The sequence below is a fragment of the Aquabacterium sp. A7-Y genome (genome assembly GCF_026153205.1).
In the GTDB taxonomy this organism is placed as follows: Bacteria; Pseudomonadota; Gammaproteobacteria; order Burkholderiales; family Burkholderiaceae_C; genus Caldimonas.
This window is the reverse complement of sequence record NZ_JAPFBW010000030.1, coordinates 11,756-33,536: the sequence shown is the minus strand read 5'-3', so window position 1 is coordinate 33,536 and position 21,781 is coordinate 11,756. Positions and strand designations below refer to the sequence as shown.

Here is a 21,781-nt window from a genome sequence, read left to right as displayed (position 1 = left end):
CCTTAACAGAGGCAAGAAAATGTATCCCTAACCTGCGGTCCCCTTGTGCCGTGGATACGCGCCGCCGCGCGCGCTCCTAGTGCAAGGCGGCCGTGTCGGGGACCCGGGCCGTGACGACCCAGCCTTGCACCGGCTTGCCGCCTTCGTTGCGCAGCGGCTGGCTCTGCAACTCGGGCGGCTCGAAACCGGCCTCCAGCAACACCCGCCGTACATAAGCGGCGTCGTGGCTGTAGCGGCCGTGGGGATGGAGGTGGAAACCCGTGCTGACATCGTCCGCGCTCCAGGCCTCGACGGTGAAGACCAGCCAGCCGCCCGGCCGCAGCGCCCGGCACGCGGCAGCCGAGACCGCGCCGAGGTCACCGAAGTAGCACAAGGTGTCGGCCGAGACGATCAGGTCGTAGCTGTCGGGCGCGGCCTCGATGAAAGCGGTCAGCTCGGCCTTGGTGAGCTGGTCGTAGACCCCACGCGGCTCGGCCTTGCTCAACATCTGCCCCGAGAGGTCCACGCCCACCAGCCGGCGTGCATAGGGCGCCAGGCCCGGCCCGCACAGGCCGGTGCCGCAGCCGGCGTCCAGCACGTCGAGGTGTTTCTGCGGCGCGCCGCAGGCGGCCTCGACGGCCGCCTGGATCAGCTGCGGCGCCCGGTAGCTGAGCCGCGCCAGCTTGGCGTCGAAGCTGTTGGCGAAACGGTCGAAGGTGTCCTCGACATAGGCGTCGGACGCCCGCACCGGCGCGGCCTCGCCGGAGCAGGCGGCCAGGTAGTGGGCCGCGACCGGGTTGCCGGGCTCCTCGGCCAGCCACTCGCGGTACACCCGGGCGGCCTCCTCCACCCGGCCCAGCGCGCAGTAGCCGATGCCCAGCATCTTGCGCGCCTCCGGGTGGCGGGGCTTGAGCTCGATCGCCTTGATGTAGAGCGCCAGCGCATCCTGGCTGCGGCCGCGGTCGGACATCAGGTTGCCGAGGTTGTTGTAGGCGTCGGCGAAGTCGGGCGCGAGCTCGATGGCGCGCCGGTAGGCGGCTTCGGCATCGTCGGGACGGCGCTGCGCGCGGCGCAGCACGCCCAGGTTGTTGAGCAGATCGGGCCGCTCGGGCGCGAGCGCCAGGCAGCGCTCGTAGGCCTCGGCCGCCTCGTCCAGGCGGCCCATCTCCAGCAGCACGTTGCCGGCATTGTTGTGCCAGTCCGGCAGCTTGGAGTTGGCCTGCAGCGAGCGCTCGATCAAGGGCCAGGCCTCCTCGCTGCGGCCCCGCTGGTGCTGCAGCACGCCGAGGAAATGCAGCGCGTCGGCCTGCCGCGGCGCCAGCTTCAGGATGCGCTGGTAGAGCGTCTCGGCGTCGTCGAGCGCGCCCGTGCGGTGCATCTCGACCGCCAGCCGCAGCGCATCGCCCAGCGAGAGGTGGGCGGGCGCCTTGGCGCTGCCGCGGCGGGCTTTGGAAGAAGGCTTGCTCATCGCGTCAGTCCATCTGGGACCGCAGCATCTCCGCCTTCTCGCGGTAGAAGCGGCCCGAGGCCTCGTTGCCGCTTGCCTTGAAGCGGGATGCGGCCTGCAGGGCAGCCGCTTCAGCCTCGCGGAAGGCCTTCACGGTCACGCCCGGGTCGTCGGTCGGCACCGCGGCGCCCTGCTTGAACTCGCCGGCGACCAGACCCTCGGGCTTCTCGATCACACCGATCTGCGGTGCGCCCTCGGCGAGCCGACCGTAGAAAACCTCCTTCACCTGCTGCTTCTCCAAGGCTCGCAGCACGCCGCTGCCCGAGGCCCGGCCCTTGGCGCAAGCGCCTTCCCAGCGCACCGTGTAGCCGCTCCAGCCTTGCGGCACGACAAACTGGCAGTGTTTGGGACCCTGGAGGACAGCGGGCGCCGGAGCCGACGCCGGTCCGGCGGGCGGGTCGGCCTCGGCACAGGCGCTGGTCGCCAGCCCGCAGGCCAGCAGCAGCAGCGCGATGCGTCGGGACAGGCCCGGGCGGCGCGCATGGAAAAGCGAGGTGGCTGGTGTCATGTCAGGCCCCCAGGGCAGGCGCCCAGGCTTCGATCAAAGACTGGCTGGCTTCGAAGTGCATCGCGTCCTCGGTGCGGAAGGCCGCGCCCCAGTACCAGCCGTGCCGGTTGAAGATCGGGGCGATCAGGGCCAGACCGTACTGGATGTTGTTGTCGCCGCGGCGGTCCAGCAGGCCATTGAGCTTGAGGTCGATCGCGGTGCCCCAGGCATGGTTGGAGATCGAGCTGGTCGAGCCACGCACCAGGCGGCAGCACAACATGCCGGCGGTGCCGAGTGCGGTGTAGACCTCACGATGCCGTTGGTTCACCTCGTCCAGCACCGTCTGCAGGCTGTCCACCGCCGGCCTCAGGCCGGTGACGCGGAAGGGGCCGACGCTGCGCGTGACAACGTGGCGCTTGAGCCTCTCGTTGGTCATCGACTGGCAGTCCTGCGTGTAGCTGTTGCGCGGGTTGCCGAGCTTCTCGGTCATGTAGCGGTTGCTCACCGCCACCAGGCCCGGGTTCATGGTGCTGCGGTCGGGCCGCGGCAGCAGGCGGGTCAGCGTGCCGTCGGCCGGCGCCGGCGGCGTGACCGGCGGGACTGGCGCCGTCGCGCTGCCGACCAGGCGGCGCCAGCTGGTGCCGCCCGGATCGATGCGGCCGTCCGGGTTCCTCAGGAAGCCGGTCTGGAAGGTGCGGATCGATGCCAGGGTGCGCCGGCCGCACTGGCCGTCGGCACCGCCCGTGTCCAGGCCTCGCTGCATCAGCAGGCGCTGGACGATGATCACGTCATCGGGGCGGTTGGCGCCCCGATACCCCACTGAACTCTGTATTTCGGCAGGCATGGTGTGGTCCTCTCCCTAGGCAAAGTTATAGGCGAACTCCCCATTGGCCACGTCGATGCGCACCCCCGTGATATCCCGCCCTTCCATCATGCGGCCGAGGAACTCGCGTGAGATGTCCGGCAGCATGGTGTTGGTCAGGATCGCATCGATCATGCGGCCGCCCGATTCGCTTTCGGTGCAGCGCGAGACGACCAGCTTGACCACCTCGTCGCTGTAGCTGAACGGGATCTTGTAGCGTGCTTCCACCCGCTTCTTGATTCGGCCCAGCTGCAGCGCGACGATACGGCCCAGCATCTCGTCCGAGAGCGGGTAGTAGGGAATCGTCACGAGGCGGCCCAGCAGCGCCGGCGGGAAGATCTTCAGCAGCGGCTCGCGCAGCGACTTGGCCAGGCCCTCGGCGTCGGGCATCAGCTCGGGGTCGCGGCACATGCTGGCAATCAGGTCGGTGCCGGCATTGGTGGTCAGCAGGATCAGGGTGTTCTTGAAGTCGATCTGGCGGCCTTCGCCGTCCTCCATCCAGCCCTTGTCGAAGACCTGGAAAAACAGCTCGTGTACATCCGGGTGGGCCTTCTCGACCTCGTCGAGCAGCACCACGCTGTAGGGCTTGCGCCGCACCGCCTCGGTCAGCACCCCGCCCTCGCCGTAGCCGACATAACCCGGGGGCGCGCCCTTCAGGGACGACACCGTGTGCGCCTCCTGGTACTCGCTCATGTTGATGGTGATGAGGTTCTGCTCGCCGCCGTACAGCGCCTCGGCCAGCGCCAGCGCCGTCTCGGTCTTGCCGACGCCGGAGGTGCCAGCCAGCATGAAGACGCCGATCGGCTTGCTCGGGTTGTCGAGGCCGGCGCGCGAGGTCTGGATGCGCTTGGCGATCATCTCCATCGCGTGGTCCTGGCCGATGACGCGCTGGCCCAGCGCCTTCGCCAGGTTCAGCACCGTCTCGATCTCGTTGCGGGCCATGCGGCCGACCGGGATGCCGGTCCAGTCCGCAACCACGCTGGCGACTGCCTGGTAGTCCACCGTCGGCAGGATCAGGGGGCTCTCGCCCTGCAGCTCGGTCAGGCGCGCCTGCACGCTCTTGAGCTGTTCCAGCAGCGCGGCGCGGTCGCTCTCGGTGAGCTTCTGTTCGTCCGGCGTGACGGCTTCGGCGGACGCTTCGAGCGCGCTGCCGGTGCCCTCCACCGACCTCACCCCGCCGCGCAGCCGGGCGCGGATCGAGAGCAGGTCGTCGACCAGGCCGCGTTCGCTGTTCCAGCGCACGGTCAGGTTTTCGAGGCGTTCACGCTCGGTCGCCAGCAGGGCGTTGCAGTTCGCCTCGCGTTCGCTGGTGTCGATGCCGATGCTCTTCTCGCGGCCGATGATGCCCAGCTCGGTCTCCAGCGCCTCGATGCGGCGCTGGCTGTCCTCGACCTCGGCGGGGGTGGCGTGCAGGCTCACCGCGACGCGCGCGCAGGCGGTGTCGAGCAGGCTGACCGCCTTGTCCGGCAGCTGGCGCGCCGGGATATAGCGGTGCGAGAGCTTGACCGCCGCTTCCAGCGCCTCGTCGAGGATCTGCACCTTGTGGTGCTTTTCCATCATCGTGGCGACGCCGCGCAGCATCAAAATGGCCTTCTGCTCCGAGGGCTCGTCGACCTGCACCATCTGGAAGCGGCGGGTCAGCGCAGGGTCCTTCTCGAAGTACTTCTTGTACTCGGCCCAGGTGGTGGCCGCGACGGTGCGCAAGGTGCCGCGTGCCAAGGCCGGCTTGAGCAGGTTCGCCGCGTCGCCGGTGCCGGCCGCGCCGCCCGCGCCCACCAGGGTGTGAGCCTCGTCGATGAAGAGGATGATGGGCTTGGGCGAAGCCTGCACCTCCTCGATGACCTGGCGCAGGCGCTGCTCGAACTCGCCCTTCATGCTGGCGCCGGCCTGCAGCAGCGCGATGTCCAGGGTGCGCAGCTCGACGTCCTTGAGCGCCGGCGGCACGTCGCCCTTGACGATACGCTGCGCGAATCCTTCCACCACCGCAGTCTTGCCGACGCCGGCCTCGCCGGTCAGGATGGGGTTGTTCTGGCGCCGGCGCATCAGGATGTCGATGACCTGGCGGATCTCATCGTCGCGGCCGACGATGGGGTCCATCTTGCCGGAACGCGCCTGCTCGGTGAGGTCCACCGTGAAGCGCTTGAGCGCCTCCTGCTTGCCCATCTGCGCGGCCGGCATCGCGCCGCTGGCCTCGCCGGGGGCGGCGCCGCCCAGGGAGCTGCCGTCGGTGGAGGCCAGGCCTTCCTCCGGCGAGCCGGCAACGATGGTCTCGAAGTCCTCGGCCAGGTCGTCCGGGCGGATGCGCTCGAACTGGCGCGAGATGCCGAACAGCGCGTTGCGCAGGAAGGAGGTCTTGAGCAGGCCCACCAGCACGTGGCCGGTGCGCACCTGGGCCTCGCCGTACTTCAGCGAGCCGTAGACCCAGCCGCGCTCGACCGCGTTGGAGATGTTGTCCGACAGGTCCGAGATCGCGGTGGCGCCGCGCGGCAGGCGGTCCAGCGCATTGGTGATGTCCTTGGCCAGCACCGAGACGTCGAGCTGGTAGTGCTTGATGATGCGATGCCAGTCGCTGTCGGCCACCTGCACGATCTGCGAGACCCAGTGCTCCAGCTCGACATACGGGTTGCCCCGGAGCTTGCAGAACACCGTGGCGCCCTCGACCGCCTTGTAGGCGACGGTGTTGAGCTTGCCGAACAAAGCCACGCGGCTGATCTCACTCATGGTTCTCTCCTTCAATTCGTAGGCCTCAAGCGAACATCGCTCGGGTGGTGTCGGTGTTGGTGTTGGTGTCGGATGCCGCGGTGGGCGCCCCTGCGGCTGCCGCTCCCTCGGCGGCCCGCCGGCGCCGGCTGCGCACCTGCTCGGGGTGGATGGTCAGCGGCTCGGCATCGCCGGCGTTGCGCCGGGGGCCGCCCCAGGTGGTCCAGCCCAGCCGGGAATGCATGCCGAGCCGGCCGCGCGGCACCTCGTCGGCACGCAGGATCAGGCGCACGTCCCAGTCCAGCTCGAAGCCGATGTACTGGCGCACTGCCGCGACCAGCGGCTCCAGCCCCTCGCCGCCGGGCAGGAAGTGCAGGTACTGCGCCATCGTCAGCGGGCCCAGGTGGATGCGGAACTTGTGCTGGCGGTCCCAGACACGCCGGCCCACCACGGCGCCCACGCCCAGTTGCTTGCTCTCGGACGGTTCGCGATGCAGCCGGGTGCGCTGGTCCTGCGGCAGGTTCATCCAGTGGCCGACGAACTGCTCGACGCGGGTCGGCAGGCCGAAGTAGCCCTGCAGGAAGGCCTGCAGCCCTTCGGCATTGCGCACCTGGCGCACCAGCAGGCCGGCAAAGTGCAGCTTGGCGTTGTCGGGCAGCGCATCGCGATGCTGCAGCGGCGCGCTGCCGATGCCGAACAGCGAGCCGACATAGCTGGCGAAGCGGTCGTCGCGCGGCCGGTCCAGCGACACGGTCGGCTGGGCCTGCGCCCAGGCCCGGTAGAACAGCAGCAGCAGGCGGTGGTGGAAGACGTCGGCAAAACGCGCGAAGCTGCGATCGCCGTGGTGCAGCAGGCGCTCGCGCGCGTAGTCGGTCAGGTGCAGCGGCAGCGGCCCGTTGGGGCCGAACAGCCCGAAAAAGCGCACCTCCATGCGCGGCGGCCGGCCGCCGTCACCGGGCTTGAAGCCCGACAGCGAGGCCGGCGCGAAATCGAGTGCCGGCTCCTGCCCCAGGCGCACCGGCTCGTCCACCGGCCGCAGCCCCAGGCCCAGGCGCGGGCGGTCGGTGTAGTGACACTCGATGCGCCGCATCGCCCAGTAGAAGTCGTGCCGCCAGGGCTCGGCCTCCAGGCGCTGCCACAGCAGCGCCGGCGGTCCCTTGCGGGCCGGGGCGCCCGGGCCCGCGGGACTGGCGAGCGGTGCCGCAGGTGCTGCGCCGGTCTCTGCGGAGGTCGGCGTCTGGCTCACAGGATCGCCCGGCTTCCGCATCTCGGCACCCAGCGCATCAGCTGGCCGCGGCTGGTCGAGCGCAGCACGGTTTCGGTGAAGGCGTTGATCGAGACATAACGGCTGAAGAAGGTCGCCAGCACCGAGCCGAACAGGAAGGCACTGGCACCCTGGAAGGCGAACTCGTCGACCTCCAGGCCGATCTCGATGCCGCGCCCGAAGGTGATGGGCCCGGGCACCGGGAAGCGCCGCACGGTGGGTTTGGTGCTGACCGAACGCAGCCCGTCGATCTGCTTGAGCAGGCTCGCGTCGCCGCTTTGCGCGTAGAGCGACAGCAGGTCGCGCAGCGCCGCGGCGCCTTCGCGTGCGTCGGTGTCGAGCAGCGACAGGTAGTTCAGCGAAAGCTGGTTGACGAACTTCCAGCTCGCCGCGCCTTCGCGGATCGCCGAATGCGGGCGCGACGGTCCCTTGATGGCCCGCACCGCCTCGACCGGTGCCGCCATGTCGAGCACGAAGTCGGTCTTGCCGATGCCCAGCGGCATGTGCAGCGGCAGGTCGCGGTTGGTGCACAGCGCCGTGACGGCCAGCTGGCGCAGGTCCTCGGCGAAAGGCGCCTCGCGGGGGTCGACCAGCGAGAGGTAGACCTCGCTGCCGACATAGCTCGAACGCGCGCCGCGGCGCTTCTGCTCGGTGGACAGCAGGCGCGGCTCGCGCTGCAGGCTGTAGTAGGCGTGGTGGGCGCCGTCCTTGGCATGGAAGGCGGCGTAGAAAGGCAGAAAGCGGTGCTCGCTGTCCGCGCCGACCCCGTAACCCGTCACCGAGCTGACGTCGTAGACCTCGAAGTCCATCGGCCGGGTGCGGTCCGGCACCACGTGGTAGTCGTGGTTGTTGTCGGTGATGTGGATGCGGTCGCAGCGGCGCTCGAACAGATTGATGGCCGGCGAGCAGTAGAGCGAGAAGTTGCCCGCGTCGACCACGTTCTCCAGGCTCGCGTCGCTGCGGTCGAGCAGCAGCACGACCTCGATCTCGTTGCCGCTGTGGCGCGACAAGGCGGGCGCCAGCGAGCCGATGTCGAACATCAGGAAACGCTGCGGAAAGGTGAAGTACTCCTGCAGCAGCCGGTAGCCCTGGAAGTTGCGCAGGCCGACCGGCAGCAGCGCCTCGCTGTCGTCGAAGCCGGCCGGCGTCACGGCGCTGGCCGGCAGCGCCTGGTGCCAGGGCACCGGCCGGGCGGTCGGCACCACCATGGCACCGAGGGTGCCGCCGAGGATGGCCTCGTAGAGCTTGTAGGCGATCTCGTCGCCGCCGGAGAGGTGCACCCTCAGCGTGTCGAGCGCGATCTGGTTGAAGTTGAGCCCGGCGGTACAGCGCAGCTTCAGGCGCACCCCACCCTTGACACGCCGGCCGACCGCCAGCTGGTTGAGCGGCAGGTCGGGAGCGTAGGAAAAATAGGAGGCCGAGGCGATCTCGATCGGCCACAGCGTGACGTCGCTCGCAATGCGGAACTGGCAGGGCGTCTCGTCGCCCTTGCCGAGCAGGCTGCGCATCGAGCTGCCGCGGGCAATCGTGAAGCCGCGCGCCAGGTTGCCGTCGTTGAGGTCGGGGCGGAACTGCGCCATCACCATCGCGGGCGTGGGCGCCAGGTAGTTGGGGTAGACGATCTCCAGCAGCCGCTGGGTAAAGCGCGGGAACTCGGAGTCGATCTTGAGCTGCACGCGCGAGGCGAGGAAGGCGAAACCTTCGAGGAGGCGCTCGACATAGGGGTCGGCGACCTCGATGCCGTCCATGCCGAGGCGGCCGGCGATCTTCGGGAACTGCTGCGCGAACTCCGCGCCCATCTCGCGCAGATGCTGCAGTTCCTGGTTGTAGTAGCGAAGCAGCCGGGGATCCATGTGACTCTGTCTAAGACTGCGGGCGACCCGGTCGTGGGGCGCGGGCGGCCGGGGTGGGGAAAGCGAGGGCGGGCCGGACCATCTCGGGGCCGCGCGAGCTCAGCGCGTCAGCTCCTGGATCTCGACCTGGCCGGTCTCCAGGTCGACCTCGGTGCGCAGCAGCAGCTCGAAAGGCACCGGCTGGGCCCACAGGTGGCCCGAGATGCGCAGGCTCACGACATTGTGATGGTCCATCTGCAGTTCCGATACCAGGGCTTCCACCTTGAGGCTGGCAGCCATGATGCGGGGCTCGAAGTCCAGGATGGCGCGCTTGACGTCGGCCTCCAGGTTGACGATGTCCAGGGTCGAGGCGGTCTCCCCGGACAGCGCCGGCAGGCCGAAGTTGACCACCGAGCGCTCGGCATGCGGCAGGCTCTGCCAGTCGGTGTGGCCGGACATGCGGGTCGAGTTGAACAGCCAGGCCAGGTCGCGCAACACCGCCTCGCGCAGGCGCGACTTGCTCAGCACGCGCAGTTCGCGAGGCTCGACGGTTTTCGAGGGGTCGTCGTCGGTCAGCCGGTCCAGCAGGGCCGGCTGCAGGCGTTCCTGGGGGGTCAGCTCGGCCACCGGTCACCCGCCTTCGGCGCTTTCTGCTGCCGGCTCCGCCGGTGCGGCGTCCCACTCGATGCCCCGCAGGTCCATCAGCGACAGGTCGCCGCCGTCGGTGGCCAGCACGCGCTGGCCCAGGCCGACATAAAAGCCGGGCGCCGGCTCCTGCCACTCGGTCTTGCGCGCCAGCGCGAGCAGCCCGTCGGCGCTCTTTTCGCTGCCGGGATAACGCGTGGGAATCAGGCCGACGGTTTCGCCGCCGTTCTCGAACTGCAGCTGCGCCGGCATCCAGACTGCGTCGCGCAGGTCGGCGGGCGCTTCGATCTCGAGCCGCGCCAAGCGCGCGAAGGGCACCCAGTAGTACTTGCCGTTGATGATGACCTCGAGCACCGGGCCGAGCCGCATGTCGGCATCGGCGATCCAGGCGAACGGCGTCTCGCCGGTCTTGCCGGAGCCGGCCGGCGCCTGCTCGAAAGCCTGGTCGCGCAGCGCGCGGGCGTCGGCCGGCTGGCCCTGCCCTTCACGCAGCAGCGCCTCGATCAGCAGCGCGATCCAGGGCTCGGGCTCGCCGAACAGCATGGGCACCTTGCGGCCTTCGAAGACCTGGGCGCGCAGCAGCTCGCACTTGATGGCCTCGCGGTAAGTCTGGGCCATCGCCAGCGCCGAGGGGTCGAGCTCGGCAGCGACATTGAGCTGGTTGAGCGCACGCTCCCACTGGCCCAGCACGCACAGCAGCTGGAACAGGAACACGCGCTTCTTGGCGTCGGCCGGGGCGGCGCGCACTTCGTCCTGCAGGGCCTTGAGGGCAGCCTGCGGGTCGCCGGCCTTCAGCAGTTCTTCGGATCGGGTGGCGGCCATCTCAGTTGACCTCCGCCGTGAAGTTCATGCTGCCCTTTTTCATGCCCCGGTCGTCCTGACCGGCGTATTCGGCCGTGATCTTCTGGAACGAGAAGGTCAGCTTTTCGAGCAGGATGTCGTTGGCGCCACTCATCGTGGTGACGTCGTAGGAGGTGATGCGCGCGTTCTCCAGGGTCACGATGAAGTAGTCGATCGGCAGGCCGCCGGCCTTGCGCACCGTCAGCACCACCTTGGTCAGCAGCTCGTTGTTGCGCATCACGGACATCAGCGCGGTGGAGGCCATGTCGACCTCCTTGGTGACGTGCAGCGATTCCACCGTCGTCTTGACCTGGGTGCCGCCGCCGCCCATCGCGCTGGCCGACCGCATGCCCCAGGACCAGCCGAGCAGGTCGATCTCGTCACGATGCGCCTGGTCGTTGGCCTCTCCCTTGATACCGCCGGAGCGGCTGCCGTTGACCTTGAGAAACATGTCGCCGTGAGACATGGCTCGCTTTCGTTAGAGGGGTCCGAGCGACAGGCTCGGCCCGCAAAGGGCTGGGTCCGGACCTCGCCGCGATGCGCTCCTGCACGATGCGCACCCTGGAGAGGGCCAGAATGGAAAAGGCAGGCCCCGGGGGGCCTGCATTCTGAACGCAGGCCTTTAGACCTTGACGTTCTCGGCGATGTTCCAGGCCGCTTCGACCACCGCTTCGCCGGTACCGTCCGGCTTCTGCGGGGCGTACTCGATCTTGAACTCGGCGAAGTTCAGGGTCACGTTTTCGGTCAGGCGGTCCTCCCCCCCCGAGCCGCCGGTGCTCAGGTTGGAGATGAGGACTTCCTTCATCGTGATCTTGATGTACTCGAGCGGCTTCTCGCCGGCCTTGCGCACGGTCAGCACGGCTTCCTTGTAGTGCTTGCCGTTGCAGCAGGCCAGCATCAGGGTCGGCGAGGACTTGTCGACGTACTTGGTCAGGGAAATGTCCTGCACCGAGACCTTGCCCGAGCCGCCGCCACCGCCCAGATGGGTGGTGCCGGACTGGGACATGCCCCAGCTCCAGGCCAGCACGTCGATCGTGCCCTTGTGCTTCGAATCTACCGACTCGCCCTTGACGTCGTCGATCTTCAGAAACATATCTACAGCCATGTCGCGCTCCTATTTGCAATGACAGTGATGGAAAGTACTGCGTCTTCTTTTGCTGACCCTTTCGGGTCAACGCTTCAGTAAGCCGACGTGCGGCTTAAGCCCCCTTGACTGACGGCAGCTTGGATACCAACCGCAAGGAGACGGTCAAGCCTTCGAGCTGGTAGTGCGGTCGCAGGAAGAATTTGGAGGTGTAGTAGCCGGGGTTGCCCTCGACTTCCTCCACGACAACCTCGGCGGCGGCCAGCGGCTTGCGCGCCTTGGTCTGTTCGGACGAGTGGGCGGGGTCGCCGTCCACGTACTGGGTGATCCAGTTCTGGAGCCACACCTGCATGTCGTCGCGCTCCTTGAACGAGCCGATCTTGTCGCGCACGATGCACTTCAGGTAGTGCGCGAAGCGGCAGGTCGCGAACAGATACGGCAGGCGCGCCGCCAGGTTGGCGTTCGCGGTGGCGTCCGGATCGTCGTACTCGGTCGGCTTCTGCAGCGACTGGGCACCGATGAAGGCAGCGAAGTCGCTGTTCTTGCGGTGCACCAGCGGCATGAAGCCGTTCTTGGCGAGTTCGGCCTCGCGGCGGTCGGAGATCGCGATCTCGGTCGGGCACTTCATGTCCACGCCGCCGTCGTCGGTCGGGAAGGTGTGGGCCGGCAGGCCCTCGACCGCGCCGCCCGACTCGATGCCGCGGATGCGCGAGCACCAGCCGAACTCCTTGAAGGAGCGGTTGATGTTGGTCGCCATCGCGTAGGCGGCATTGGCCCAGGTGTACTTGTGGTGGTCGGCCGCGCCGGTGTCTTCCTCGAAGTCGAACTCTTCCACCGGGTTGGTGCGCGCACCGTAGGGCAGGCGCGACAGGAAACGCGGCATCGCCAGGCCGATATAGCGGGAGTCGTCGGACTCGCGCAGCGAGCGCCAGGCCGCGTACTCGGGCGTCGTGAAGATCTTGGTCAGGTCGCGCGGGTTGGCCAGCTCCTGCCAGGTCTCCATCTGCATCGTGGTCGGCGAAGCGCCGGCGATGAAGGGCATGTGCGCGGCGGCGCAGACCTTGGCCATCTCGCCCAGCAGCTCGACGTCGGGCGGGCTGTGGTCGAAATGGTAGTCGCCCACCATGCAGCCGAAGGGCTCGCCGCCGAACTGGCCGTACTCTTCCTCGTAGACACGCTTGAAGATCGGGCTCTGGTCCCAGGCCGTGCCCTTGTAGCGCTTGAGGGTCTTGCCCAACTCGCTTTTCGTGATGTTCATCACGCGGATCTTGAGCTGCTCGTCGGTTTCGGTGTTGTTGACGAGGTAGTGGAGACCGCGCCAGGCGCCTTCGAGCTTCTGGAAGTCGTTGTGGTGCAGGATCAGGTTGATCTGGTCCGACAGCTTCTTGTCGATCGCAGCGATCATCGCCTCGATGGACTTGACGACGTCCGAGCCGATCAGCTTGGTCTGCGACAGCGCCTGCTGCGCCAGGGTCTGGACGGCGGTCTCGACGGCGGATTTGGCCTCGTCGGTCTTGGGCTTGAACTCGCGCTGGAGCAGCGCGCCGAGTTCGTTGCCTTCGAAGGTGACGCCTTCGAGCTGGGTCTGCTGTTGTTGTGTGTCAGCCATGAATAGAACTCCTGAGTGGTTCGAGCGACTTCAGTCGAGCGACCTCAGGCCGCACCGCCTTCTTCGGCCGGCTTCTGGTTGGCAGCCAGCGACTGCAGCAGCGCCGGGTCCTGCAGGACCTTGGCGATCAGCTCCTCGGCGCCGGTCTTGCCGTCCATGTAGGTGACCAGGTTGGCCAGCTGCTGGCGAGCTTCGAGCAGCTTGTTCAGCGCGTCGACCTTCTTCGCGACCGCGGCCGGCGAGAAGTCATCCATGCTGTCGAAGGTGATGTCGACGCTGATGTTGCCTTCGCCGGTCAGCGTGTTGGGCACCTGGAAGGCCACCCGCGGCTTCATCGACTTCATGCGCGAATCGAAGTTGTCGACGTCGATGTCGAGGAACTTGCGGTCAGCCACCGGCGCCAACGGATCGGCCGGCTTGCCAGACAGGTCCGACAACACCCCCATGACAAAAGGCAGCTGGACCTTCTTCTCGGCCCCGTACAGCTCCACGTCGTACTCGATCTGCACGCGGGGCGCACGATTCCTGGCAATGAATTTCTGGCTGCTGGTGGCCATGGGGTTCTCCTAGGGTAGAAAGCGGGACCGTGCGTGCAGGCGCTGCGGTCCGTGACATCACAATGAATACAAGACGTAGACGCTCGGGCTCGGCACCGGGGCGCTGCGGGCCATCCAGGTCATTCGCGAATGCCCGCCAGGTTGCGCACGGTGCTGGCGCCGTCGGGCGTCATGTCCTCGATGATCTCCAGGAAGTTCATCGTCATCAAGCGCTGCGCACGCCGCAGCAGCAAGGGGGCCGGGTTGGTGGGCTCGTTGCGCTCCAGGAACTCGATCGCCTTGTCCAGCATGCGCAGCACGTCCTCACGGCTGCGCATCTCGCCCGGCACCGCAACACGGACGGGGGAGCCGGCGCCGGCACCCTCGCCTGCCGGCACCTCGCCCGCGGCGTCCGCGGCGGCCTCGGCAGGCGCCGCGACCTGGTCGACCATCTTCGTCACCGCATTGAGGATCAGGCGCAGCGGGCGCAGGTCCACCGCCTGGTCGGAGCCGATCTTTTCGTTCAGCCAGGTCTGCAAGGCATTGGCCTGCACGCTGGCGCGGCGCATGCCCTCCACGAAACCGGCGTCGGCCGCGGCCGCCTCGCGAAAGGCCGACAGGATCTCCTGCTCCGAGGGCAGCGCTTGTCCGGCCGGCGGCTCGACGAGTGCAAGCGCGTACTCGATCTGCTTGACGCTGATCGCGCCGCCACGGGTGCGCACGCAGGGGCCTTCACGCAGCTCGCGCAGGCCCGCCTCGGGATGAGCCAGCGGCGCCAGTGCGTTCATGCGCATGATGGGATCGAAACCGTCGTCGGCGTCGAGCTGGGGATACAGCTGGTCCCAGTAGCGCTCGCACAATCCGTGCAGCAGCTCCAGGCCGCGGCCCAGGCCCGCCGGGCCGCCGGTGCGGGCCAGGCCGCGCGCAAGGTAGGTTGCGATGCGCAGATCCTTGGTGCGCAGCAGCAGCGCGGTGGCCGTATCGATCACCTCGCCCCAGTCGGGCTCCTCCGCCGCGACCACGGTGTCGCCGAACTGCTGCTCGGCCTTGCCGCGCGCCGCCTGCTCCAACGCCATGAACTGGGCGTCGTACTCCAGGTCATCGCCGCAGGGCGAGGACTCGGAGACAGGGGCCAGCAAAACATCGAGATCGATCACGGAAGACACCTCAGCGGCACACAATCTGCGCCATTTCGTTTGAATTGCCGGCAGTCTAGGATCGCCCCGGTGCAGGCGCTACCCCAAGGGTTAGGGGATCGTAAGGTAGGGGAGTCCGAGGGCCGGTTTTTGCCCCCCGCGACCCCTTTGCCGCTCGCCCGGGCCCGGCCCCCTAGTTCTTGGTGGTCCACGGGCAGGATGCTTTCTTCCGTGTCCGACGCGACCCATAATCGTGCGGCGACTCAGGGCGCGGGCCGCGCATGTCCTTACGCGAAAGGCCCGAGCGCCCTCACTTCGATCGATGTTTGCAACGGAATATCCAATGAGCCGACTCCTTCCCGACCTGCTGAAACGTCTCTTCGTGGTCGGTCTGGCCGCCCTGCTGTGGGGCTGCTCGAGCACGCCGAAGCCCACACAGGTCGAGATTCAGCTCGTCGGCACGGCCGACGTCAACCCCGACACCCGCAACCGGCCCTCGCCGGTGATGGTCCGGGTGTATGAACTGAAGACCCCGGCGGCTTTCGAGTCGGCCGACTTCTTCTCGCTGTTTGACAAGGACCGCGAGACCCTGGCGGCCGATCTCAATACCCGCGATGAGTTCGTGCTGCAGCCGGGGCAGAACCTGTCGCTCAAGCGCATCGCCAAGCCCGACACCCGTTTTGTCGCCGTGCTGGTCGCCTACCGCGATCTCGAAAACGCCCGCTGGCGCGCCGTGGGCGGCCTGAACCTGGGCAAAAAGCAGGTCGTGCGTATCACCGCCGGCCCGCGCGCCGTCGACCTGTCGGTCGCGCGCAAATAAGTCAGCAGATCGAGGCGGCACGGGCCGGGCCGGTGCCGCGAGCCGATTTTTCAGTCACACGTCCCGAGGGAAGCGGATTCATGTCGAGCTTTCGCCGCGTGGTGTGGACGGAGGGCATGTTCCTCCAGCCGCAGCACTTTCAACAGCAAGACCGCCACATCGAGCGCTGGGTCGACCAGCGCCTGTCCACCACCGCCGCCTACCGCTGGGGCTGGGTCGAGTACGAGCTCGACGACGCCAGCCTGATGCTGGGCCGGGTGCAGCTGCTCAAGGTGCGCGGCGTGCTGCCGGACGGCACCCCGATCGACGCGCCGGCGCTCGACCCCCTGCCCGCGGCCTTCGACTTCCCCGTCGACATCAAAGACCAGGTGGTCGTGCTGGCCGTGCCGTCGCGCCGCCCCACCGCCCAGGAAGCAGGCATGGAGGACGAGGACGACGCGGCGCTGCTGCGCTACATCGCCCGCGACGTACAGGTGCAGGACGCCTCGGCCGGCTTCGACAACACCGCCGACATCCAGGTCGGCGATCTGCACGCGCGCCTGATGCTGCAGCGCGACGCGACCGAGGCCTACCAGTCGGTCGGCGTGGTGCGCATCGTCGAGCGCAAGGCCGACAACCAGCTGCTGGTGGACCGCGGCTACATCCCGCCGATGCTGGCGGTGGCCGGCCACGCCCGTCTGGCCGGCTATGCCCGCGAGGTGCAAGCCCTGATGGCGCAGCGCGGTGAAGCACTGGCCGCGCGCATGGGCAAACCCGGTGCGGGCGGGGTCGCCGAGATCGCCGACTTCCTGATGCTGCAGACCGTCAACCGTTACGAGCCTCTGTTCACTCACCTTTCGAAGCTTTACCTGGTGCACCCGGAGCTGCTCTACCGCACCTGCCTGGAAGCCGCCGGTGACCTGGCCATCTTCGGCAACCCGACACGCCGGCCGCGCCAGATGCCCGACTACCTGCACGAAGACCTGGAGCGCAGCTTCGGCGCCGTGGTGGCCGAGCTGCGAGCGCTGCTGGGCACGGTGCTGGAGCAGCGCGCCATCGCGATCGACCTGGTGGACCGCAAGTACGGCGTGCGCACGGCCTCCATCGCCGACCTGGAGCTGATGAAAAGCGCCAACTTCGTGCTGGCGGTCAACGCCCAGGTGCCCGGCGAGCAGCTGCGCACCCGCTTCCCCTCGCAGGTCAAGCTCGGGCCGGTGGACAAGATCCGCGACCTGGTCAACCTGCAGCTGCCCGGCATCACGCTGCGCGGGCTGGCGGTGGCGCCGCGCGAGCTGCCCTACCACGCCGGCTTCCACTACTTCGAGCTGGAGCGCCATGGCGACCTGTGGGAGCAGCTGAAGAAGTCCGGCGCGATGGCGATGCACATCGCCGGCGAGTTCCCCGGGCTGCAGCTCGAGTTCTGGGCCATCCGGGAGCGCTGAGGCCGGGCGCCGTGTTTCCCCGCGGCTTCCGCCCCGCCCCCGCCTTCCACGCCGCCTGACCGCCGCCTGACTTTAAGGTGTCCTCCATGACCCCCTCCAACGACCCGTTCGCCGGCTTCGACATCGGGCAGACCTTCGTGATGCCCACTCCCGGCGCCCGTCCTGGCGCGATGCCGGCACCCGCGTCGAACGGCTACACCCGCGACGCGGCGGCCGACATCGCCTGGCACCCGGCCGGCTTCAACCCGCTGATCGCTGCCGCCAACCCGCTCCTGAACATGATCGCGCAGATGCGCTCGATCACGGTGCACCAGGACGTCGCCGGCCTGCGCGACAACCTGGCGCAGGGCATTCGCCAGTTCGAGAACGCCGCACGCTCGGCCAACATCGCCAACGAGAAGGTCATCGCGGCACGCTACATCCTCTGCACCGTGCTCGACGAGACCGCCGCCAGCACGCCCTGGGGCGGCTCGGGCGTCTGGGGCCGCCACAGCCTGCTGGTGATGTTCCACAACGAGGCCTGGGGCGGCGAGAAAGTGTTCCAGCTGCTGACCCGGCTGGCCCAGAACCCGGCCGACAACATCGAGCTGCTGGAACTGATCTACACCTGCATCGCGCTCGGTTTCGAGGGCCGCTACCGGGTCATCGAGAACGGCCGCACCGAGCTGCAGGTCCTGCGCGAGCGCCTGGCCCAGCTGATCCGCCGCCAGCGCGGCAATTTCGAGCCGGCGTTGGCACAGCACTGGGCGCCCGCCGTGCTGCCCAAGCGCAAGTGGTCCACGGCGATGCCGCTGTGGATCTTCGGCGCCGTCGTGGCGCTGGTGCTGCTGGGCGGCTACATGGCTTTCAGCTATGCGCTGGCGCGCGCCTCCGACCCGCTCTTCTCGGCGATCGGCGGCATCAAGGTGCGTCCGGCCCAGGCCTCCCCGGTGACTCCGCCACCGGCGGTCCGCCCGCGCCTGGCGCACTTCCTCGCGCCGGAGATCCAGCAGGGCCTGGTCGACGTGCGCGACTTCGCCGACCGCAGCATCGTGACCATCCGCGGCGACGGCCTGTTCGACCCGGGCAGCGCGACGCTGGCCGCGGCACGCGAGCCGCTGATGCTGCGCATCGCCGATGCGGTCAACTCCGTCAACGGCCGGGTGCTGATCACGGGCCACACCGACAACCAGCCGATCCGCTCGGCGCGCTTCCCCTCCAACTGGCACCTGTCGCAGGACCGCGCCAAGTCGGTGGCCAACCTGCTGGCCGGCAAGATGGACGCGAGCCGCCTGCAAGCCGAGGGCCGCGCCGACTCCGAGGCCATCGCGCCCAACGACAGCGCGGCCGGGCGCGCCCGCAACCGCCGTGTCGAGATCACCGTGTTCGTCAGCAACAAGCCCGCCTGAGGCAGCCTCGCGGCTCTAGGAAAGATGATGAAGAAGATATTGGGTTGGATCTTCAACCGCTGGGTGATGCTGGCGCTGGGCCTGATCGCGCTGTCCATCGTGATCTGGATCGTCGGGCCGCTGGTCTCCATCGGCCAGTTGCGCCCGCTGGACAGCCTGTGGGCGCGGCTCGCGCTGATCGGGTTGATCGTGCTGCTGATCGTCGCGCGCCAGCTCTATGTCGCCTGGCGCGCCCGCAAGGCGAGCGAGAAGCTGGTGCAGGGTTTCGCCCAGCAGGCCGCGGCGGCGCCACCGCCGAGCGCCGGCAGCCAGGAAGTGGTGCTGATCGAAGGCCGCTTCAAGGACGCGCTGGAAACGCTGCGCAAGGCCGGGCTGGGCGGCAAGGCCAGCCTCAGCCACAAGCTCGGGCGCGGCTACCTCTACCACCTGCCCTGGTACATCATCATCGGCGCGCCGGGCTCGGGCAAGACCACCGCGCTGATCAACTCCGGCCTCGAATTCCCGCTGGCCGAGAAGTTCGGCAAGGAAGCCATCCGCGGCGTCGGCGGCACCCGCAACTGCGACTGGTGGTTCACCAACCAGGCCATCCTGCTCGACACCGCCGGCCGCTATACCACCCAGGACAGCAACCAGCAGGACGACGCCACCGCCTGGCAGGGTTTCCTGCAGCTGCTGCGCAAGAACCGTCCGCGCCGTCCGATCAACGGCGTGCTGGTGACGATCAGCGTCTCCGACATGCTGTCGCATGCCGGCCCCGAGCGCGAGCGTTACGCACAGACGGTGCGCCAGCGCATCCAGGAGCTCTACCAGCAGCTGGGCGTGCGCATCCCCATCTACCTGCTGGTCACCAAAACCGACCTGCTGCCCGGCTTCACCGAGTACTTCGACAAGCTCACGAAGGAAGAGCGCGAGCAGGTGCTGGGCTTCACGATGGCCTACCAGGACCGCGCGCCGGCACTGGAGAAGGCCGCCCTCGGCCAGACCTTCGCGACCGAGTTCGAAGCGCTGTCCAAGCGCCTCTTCGAAGGCTCGCTGGAGCGCCTCGAGGCCGAGCGCGACCCGAGCCGCCGCGCACTGATCTACAGCTTCCCGCAACAGTTCGCCGGGGTGCGCGAGGTGCTGGGCGAGTTCCTGGTCAATGCCTTCGCCGGCTCCCAGTTCGACGAGGCGATGATCCTGCGCGGCGTCTACTTCACCAGCGGCACCCAGGAAGATTCGCCGATCGACCGCATCATGGGTGTGCTGGCGCGCAGCTTCAAGGTCGAGCGACGCGCGCTGCCGGCGCAGAAGTCCACCGGGCGCAGCTACTTCCTGACCCGCACGCTGAAGGACGTGGTGTTCCAGGAGTCGGAGCTGGCCGGCACCAACCTCAAGTGGGAGCGCCGGCGCGCCTGGCTGCATGCCGCCGCCTATGCGCTGATCGCCCTGCTCGCCGTCGGCACGCTGGCGGCCTGGGGCGTGAGCTACGTCAACAACAAGAAATACCTGGCTGCCATCGAGCAGCGCATCCCACCGGCGAACAAGACCGTGCAGGCGATCGATCCCGGCACCGGCGCCGACGTGGTGCAGTTGCTGCCCGCGCTCAACGAGCTGCGCCGGCTCGCCATCATCGAGCCGGTCACCGAGGACCTGCACGCCCCGGTCTCCTGGCGCTTTTTCCTGTTCCAGGGCGAAAAGATGGACGCCGCGGCACGTGCGGCCTACGAGCGCCTGCTGGACGACGCGATGCTGCCCAAGGTGGCACGCCGTGTCGAGGACCTGCTGCGCTCGGCGCAGAGCCGCAACCCCGAGCTGATGTACGAGGCGCTCAAGGCCTACCTGATGCTCTACGACAGCGAGCACTACTCGGCCGGAGCCCTGAAGGACCTCGTCCTGGCAGACTGGGAAGCCAACCTGCCGCGCGAGGTCAACAACGAGCAGCGCGCGGCGCTGGAGCAGCACCTCAATGTGCTGCTGGACCGCGGCATGGTGCTGTCGCCGGTACCGGCCGACAAGAACCTGATCGAGAGCTCGCGCGTCGCGCTGCAGCGCATGTCGCTGGCGCAGCGCGTCTACAGCCGGCTCAAGCGGGTCGGCGTCGGTTCCGAGATCCCCGAGTTCAAGCTCACCAAGGCGGCCGGCAATGCCGCCGGCCTGGTCTTCGCCCGCGCCAGCGGTGCACCGCTGACCAAGGGCATCCCCGGCCTCTACACCTACGACGGCTACCACCAGGCCTTCCTGAAGCAGACCGACACGGTGGCCCGCCAGCTGTTCGATGAGGAAGGCTGGGTGCTGGGGCTCAACGAACAGCAGCGCACCTTCAACCTGCAGGACCCGCAGGCCCTGGCGCGCCTGGTCAACGAGGTCCGGCGGCTCTACCTGGAGGACTATGCCCGCATCTGGGAGGCCTTCGTCGCCGACATCAGGCTGGCCAACCACAGCACCCTGGCCCAGACCATCCAGCTGACCCGCATCCTGTCGGCCGCCGACTCGCCGCTGCCGCCGCTGCTGCGCGCCATCGTCAAGGAAACGACGCTGGGCGAGAAGGTCGAGGGCAACCGTGTCGATCGCGCCACCGACGCGGTGCGCGACAAGGTTTCCGGCACCCGTGACAGCCTGGCGCGCCTGCTCGCGGGCGAGCAGGCCCAGCCCGGCGCCTCGGCCCAGCCGGCGCGCCTGGAGAGCATCGTCGACGACCGCTTCGAGCCGCTGCGGCGTTTTGTGCTGAGCCCGGGCCAGGGCCAGCCGGCGCCGATCGATACCTCGCTGGCGCTGCTCAACGAGCTCTACACGCTGATGACGGCCACCCAGACCGCCGTCAGCAGCGGCGCGGCGCCGCCCACCAGCGATGTGCCGAACAAGGTGCGCGCGGAGGCGGCGCGCCTGCCCGAGCCGACGCGCAGCCTGATGAACCAGATGGTCACCAGCGGCGCGAGCCAGGCCCTGGGCGCCACCCGCGACAACCTCAGCAACAACCTGCAGACCAGCGTCTCGGACTTCTGCCGCCAGGCCATCGACGGGCGCTACCCCTTCGCCCGCGGCAGCGCCCGCGACGTGACGCAGGACGACTTCTCGCGCCTGTTCTCGCCCGGCGGGCTGATGGACGACTTCTTCCAGCGCAACCTGATCCAGTTCGTCGACACCACCACCCGGCCCTGGACCTTCCGCGAGATCGGCGGCGGCCAGATGGGCAGCAGCAGCAGTTCGGCGGCGCTGGCGCAGTTCCAGCGAGCCCAGGCGATCCGCGACACCTTCTTCCGCTCCGGCGGCAAGGTGCCCGGCTTGCGGCTGGACTTCAAGCCGGTCGAGATGGACGCCAGCATCACCCAGTTCATCCTGGACGTGGACGGCCAGATCGTGAAGTACGGGCACGGCCCCTCGGTGCCGATGAGCGTGCAGTGGCCCGGCACCGGTGGCCGCGGCCAGGTGCGGATCCAGCTGTCGCCGCCCTCGGCCTCGGGCAGCTCGGGCGCGGTCTTCGAAGGCCCGTGGGCGCTGTTCCGCATGTTCGACAAGGTGCAGATCGACAACGGCGGCCAGCCGGAGCGTTTCCGCGCCACGTTCAATGTGGATGGCCGGCGGGCGGTCTTCGAGGTCACGACCAGCAGCGTGCTGAACCCCTTCCGCATGAGCGAGCTGGCGAGCTTCGGTTGCCCGGGCAAGCTATGAAGGCCAGCGCTTCTTGCAGGGGG

General features: G+C 68.4%; 17 protein-coding genes. 4 read left to right on the top strand and 13 right to left on the bottom strand.

Features of this window, described 5'->3' with window-relative positions; translation table 11 throughout:
• Positions 1–76: 76 nt before the first annotated feature.
• From OOT46_RS23315 to tssA, 13 genes are all read right to left on the bottom strand, one after another.
• Positions 77–1,447 (bottom strand): tetratricopeptide repeat protein, encoded by a 1,371-nt coding sequence (locus tag OOT46_RS23315; RefSeq protein ID WP_265406022.1) that lies wholly within the window; start codon positions 1,445–1,447, stop codon positions 77–79.
• Positions 1,448–1,451: 4 nt separating this feature from the next.
• Complete coding sequence (locus tag OOT46_RS23310; RefSeq protein ID WP_265406021.1) at positions 1,452–1,994, bottom strand: hypothetical protein; 543 nt, start codon at positions 1,992–1,994, stop codon at positions 1,452–1,454.
• Position 1,995: 1 nt separating this feature from the next.
• Entirely contained in the window at positions 1,996–2,817 is an 822-nt protein-coding gene (locus OOT46_RS23305) for a M15 family metallopeptidase (protein WP_265406020.1), read from the bottom strand.
• Between the two features lie 15 nt (positions 2,818–2,832).
• Positions 2,833–5,556 (bottom strand): type VI secretion system ATPase TssH, encoded by a 2,724-nt coding sequence (gene tssH / locus OOT46_RS23300; RefSeq protein WP_265406019.1) that lies wholly within the window; start codon positions 5,554–5,556, stop codon positions 2,833–2,835.
• A 25-nt stretch (positions 5,557–5,581) separates the two neighbouring features.
• Positions 5,582–6,781, bottom strand: a complete 1,200-nt coding sequence (tssG, locus tag OOT46_RS23295; RefSeq protein ID WP_265406018.1) for a type VI secretion system baseplate subunit TssG — start codon at positions 6,779–6,781, stop codon at positions 5,582–5,584.
• On the bottom strand, positions 6,778–8,652 hold the full coding sequence (gene tssF / locus OOT46_RS23290) for a type VI secretion system baseplate subunit TssF (protein WP_265406017.1): 1,875 nt from the start codon (positions 8,650–8,652) through the stop codon (positions 6,778–6,780). The genes tssG and tssF overlap by 4 nt, the downstream gene beginning before the upstream one ends.
• Positions 8,653–8,751: 99 nt before the next feature.
• Positions 8,752–9,258 (bottom strand): type VI secretion system baseplate subunit TssE, encoded by a 507-nt coding sequence (gene tssE, locus OOT46_RS23285; RefSeq protein WP_265406016.1) that lies wholly within the window; start codon positions 9,256–9,258, stop codon positions 8,752–8,754.
• Positions 9,259–9,261: 3 nt separating this feature from the next.
• Complete coding sequence (locus OOT46_RS23280) at positions 9,262–10,098, bottom strand: type VI secretion system accessory protein TagJ (RefSeq protein WP_265406015.1); 837 nt, start codon at positions 10,096–10,098, stop codon at positions 9,262–9,264.
• Between the two features lies 1 nt (position 10,099).
• Positions 10,100–10,582 carry an Hcp family type VI secretion system effector gene (locus OOT46_RS23275; protein ID WP_265406014.1) on the bottom strand — a complete coding sequence of 161 codons (483 nt, stop codon included), beginning with the start codon at positions 10,580–10,582 and terminating at the stop codon, positions 10,100–10,102.
• 156 nt (positions 10,583–10,738) lie between these two features.
• The gene (locus OOT46_RS23270; protein ID WP_265406013.1) at positions 10,739–11,221 is read right to left on the bottom strand and encodes an Hcp family type VI secretion system effector; all 483 of its coding nucleotides are present in this window, start codon (positions 11,219–11,221) and stop codon (positions 10,739–10,741) included.
• Between the two features lie 94 nt (positions 11,222–11,315).
• The gene (gene tssC, locus OOT46_RS23265) at positions 11,316–12,809 is read right to left on the bottom strand and encodes a type VI secretion system contractile sheath large subunit (protein ID WP_265406012.1); all 1,494 of its coding nucleotides are present in this window, start codon (positions 12,807–12,809) and stop codon (positions 11,316–11,318) included.
• A gap of 44 nt (positions 12,810–12,853) precedes the next feature.
• Positions 12,854–13,366 carry a type VI secretion system contractile sheath small subunit gene (tssB, locus tag OOT46_RS23260; protein WP_265406011.1) on the bottom strand — a complete coding sequence of 171 codons (513 nt, stop codon included), beginning with the start codon at positions 13,364–13,366 and terminating at the stop codon, positions 12,854–12,856.
• Between the two features lie 119 nt (positions 13,367–13,485).
• Positions 13,486–14,502, bottom strand: coding sequence for a type VI secretion system protein TssA (tssA, locus tag OOT46_RS23255; RefSeq protein ID WP_265406010.1), 1,017 nt, complete (start codon positions 14,500–14,502; stop codon positions 13,486–13,488).
• A gap of 322 nt (positions 14,503–14,824) precedes the next feature.
• On the opposite strand from tssA, the gene tssJ reads away from it, so the two are divergent.
• The 4 genes from tssJ (at position 14,825) to tssM (ending at position 21,758) form a co-directional block, all read left to right on the top strand.
• Entirely contained in the window at positions 14,825–15,301 is a 477-nt protein-coding gene (gene tssJ / locus OOT46_RS23250; protein ID WP_265406009.1) for a type VI secretion system lipoprotein TssJ, read from the top strand.
• 80 nt (positions 15,302–15,381) lie between these two features.
• Positions 15,382–16,722, top strand: coding sequence for a type VI secretion system baseplate subunit TssK (gene tssK, locus OOT46_RS23245; RefSeq protein WP_265406008.1), 1,341 nt, complete (start codon positions 15,382–15,384; stop codon positions 16,720–16,722).
• Between the two features lie 86 nt (positions 16,723–16,808).
• Entirely contained in the window at positions 16,809–18,110 is a 1,302-nt protein-coding gene (locus tag OOT46_RS23240; protein ID WP_265406007.1) for a DotU family type VI secretion system protein, read from the top strand.
• A 27-nt stretch (positions 18,111–18,137) separates the two neighbouring features.
• Positions 18,138–21,758 carry a type VI secretion system membrane subunit TssM gene (gene tssM / locus OOT46_RS23235; protein ID WP_265406006.1) on the top strand — a complete coding sequence of 1,207 codons (3,621 nt, stop codon included), beginning with the start codon at positions 18,138–18,140 and terminating at the stop codon, positions 21,756–21,758.
• The last annotated feature ends 23 nt before the right edge of the window (positions 21,759–21,781 follow it).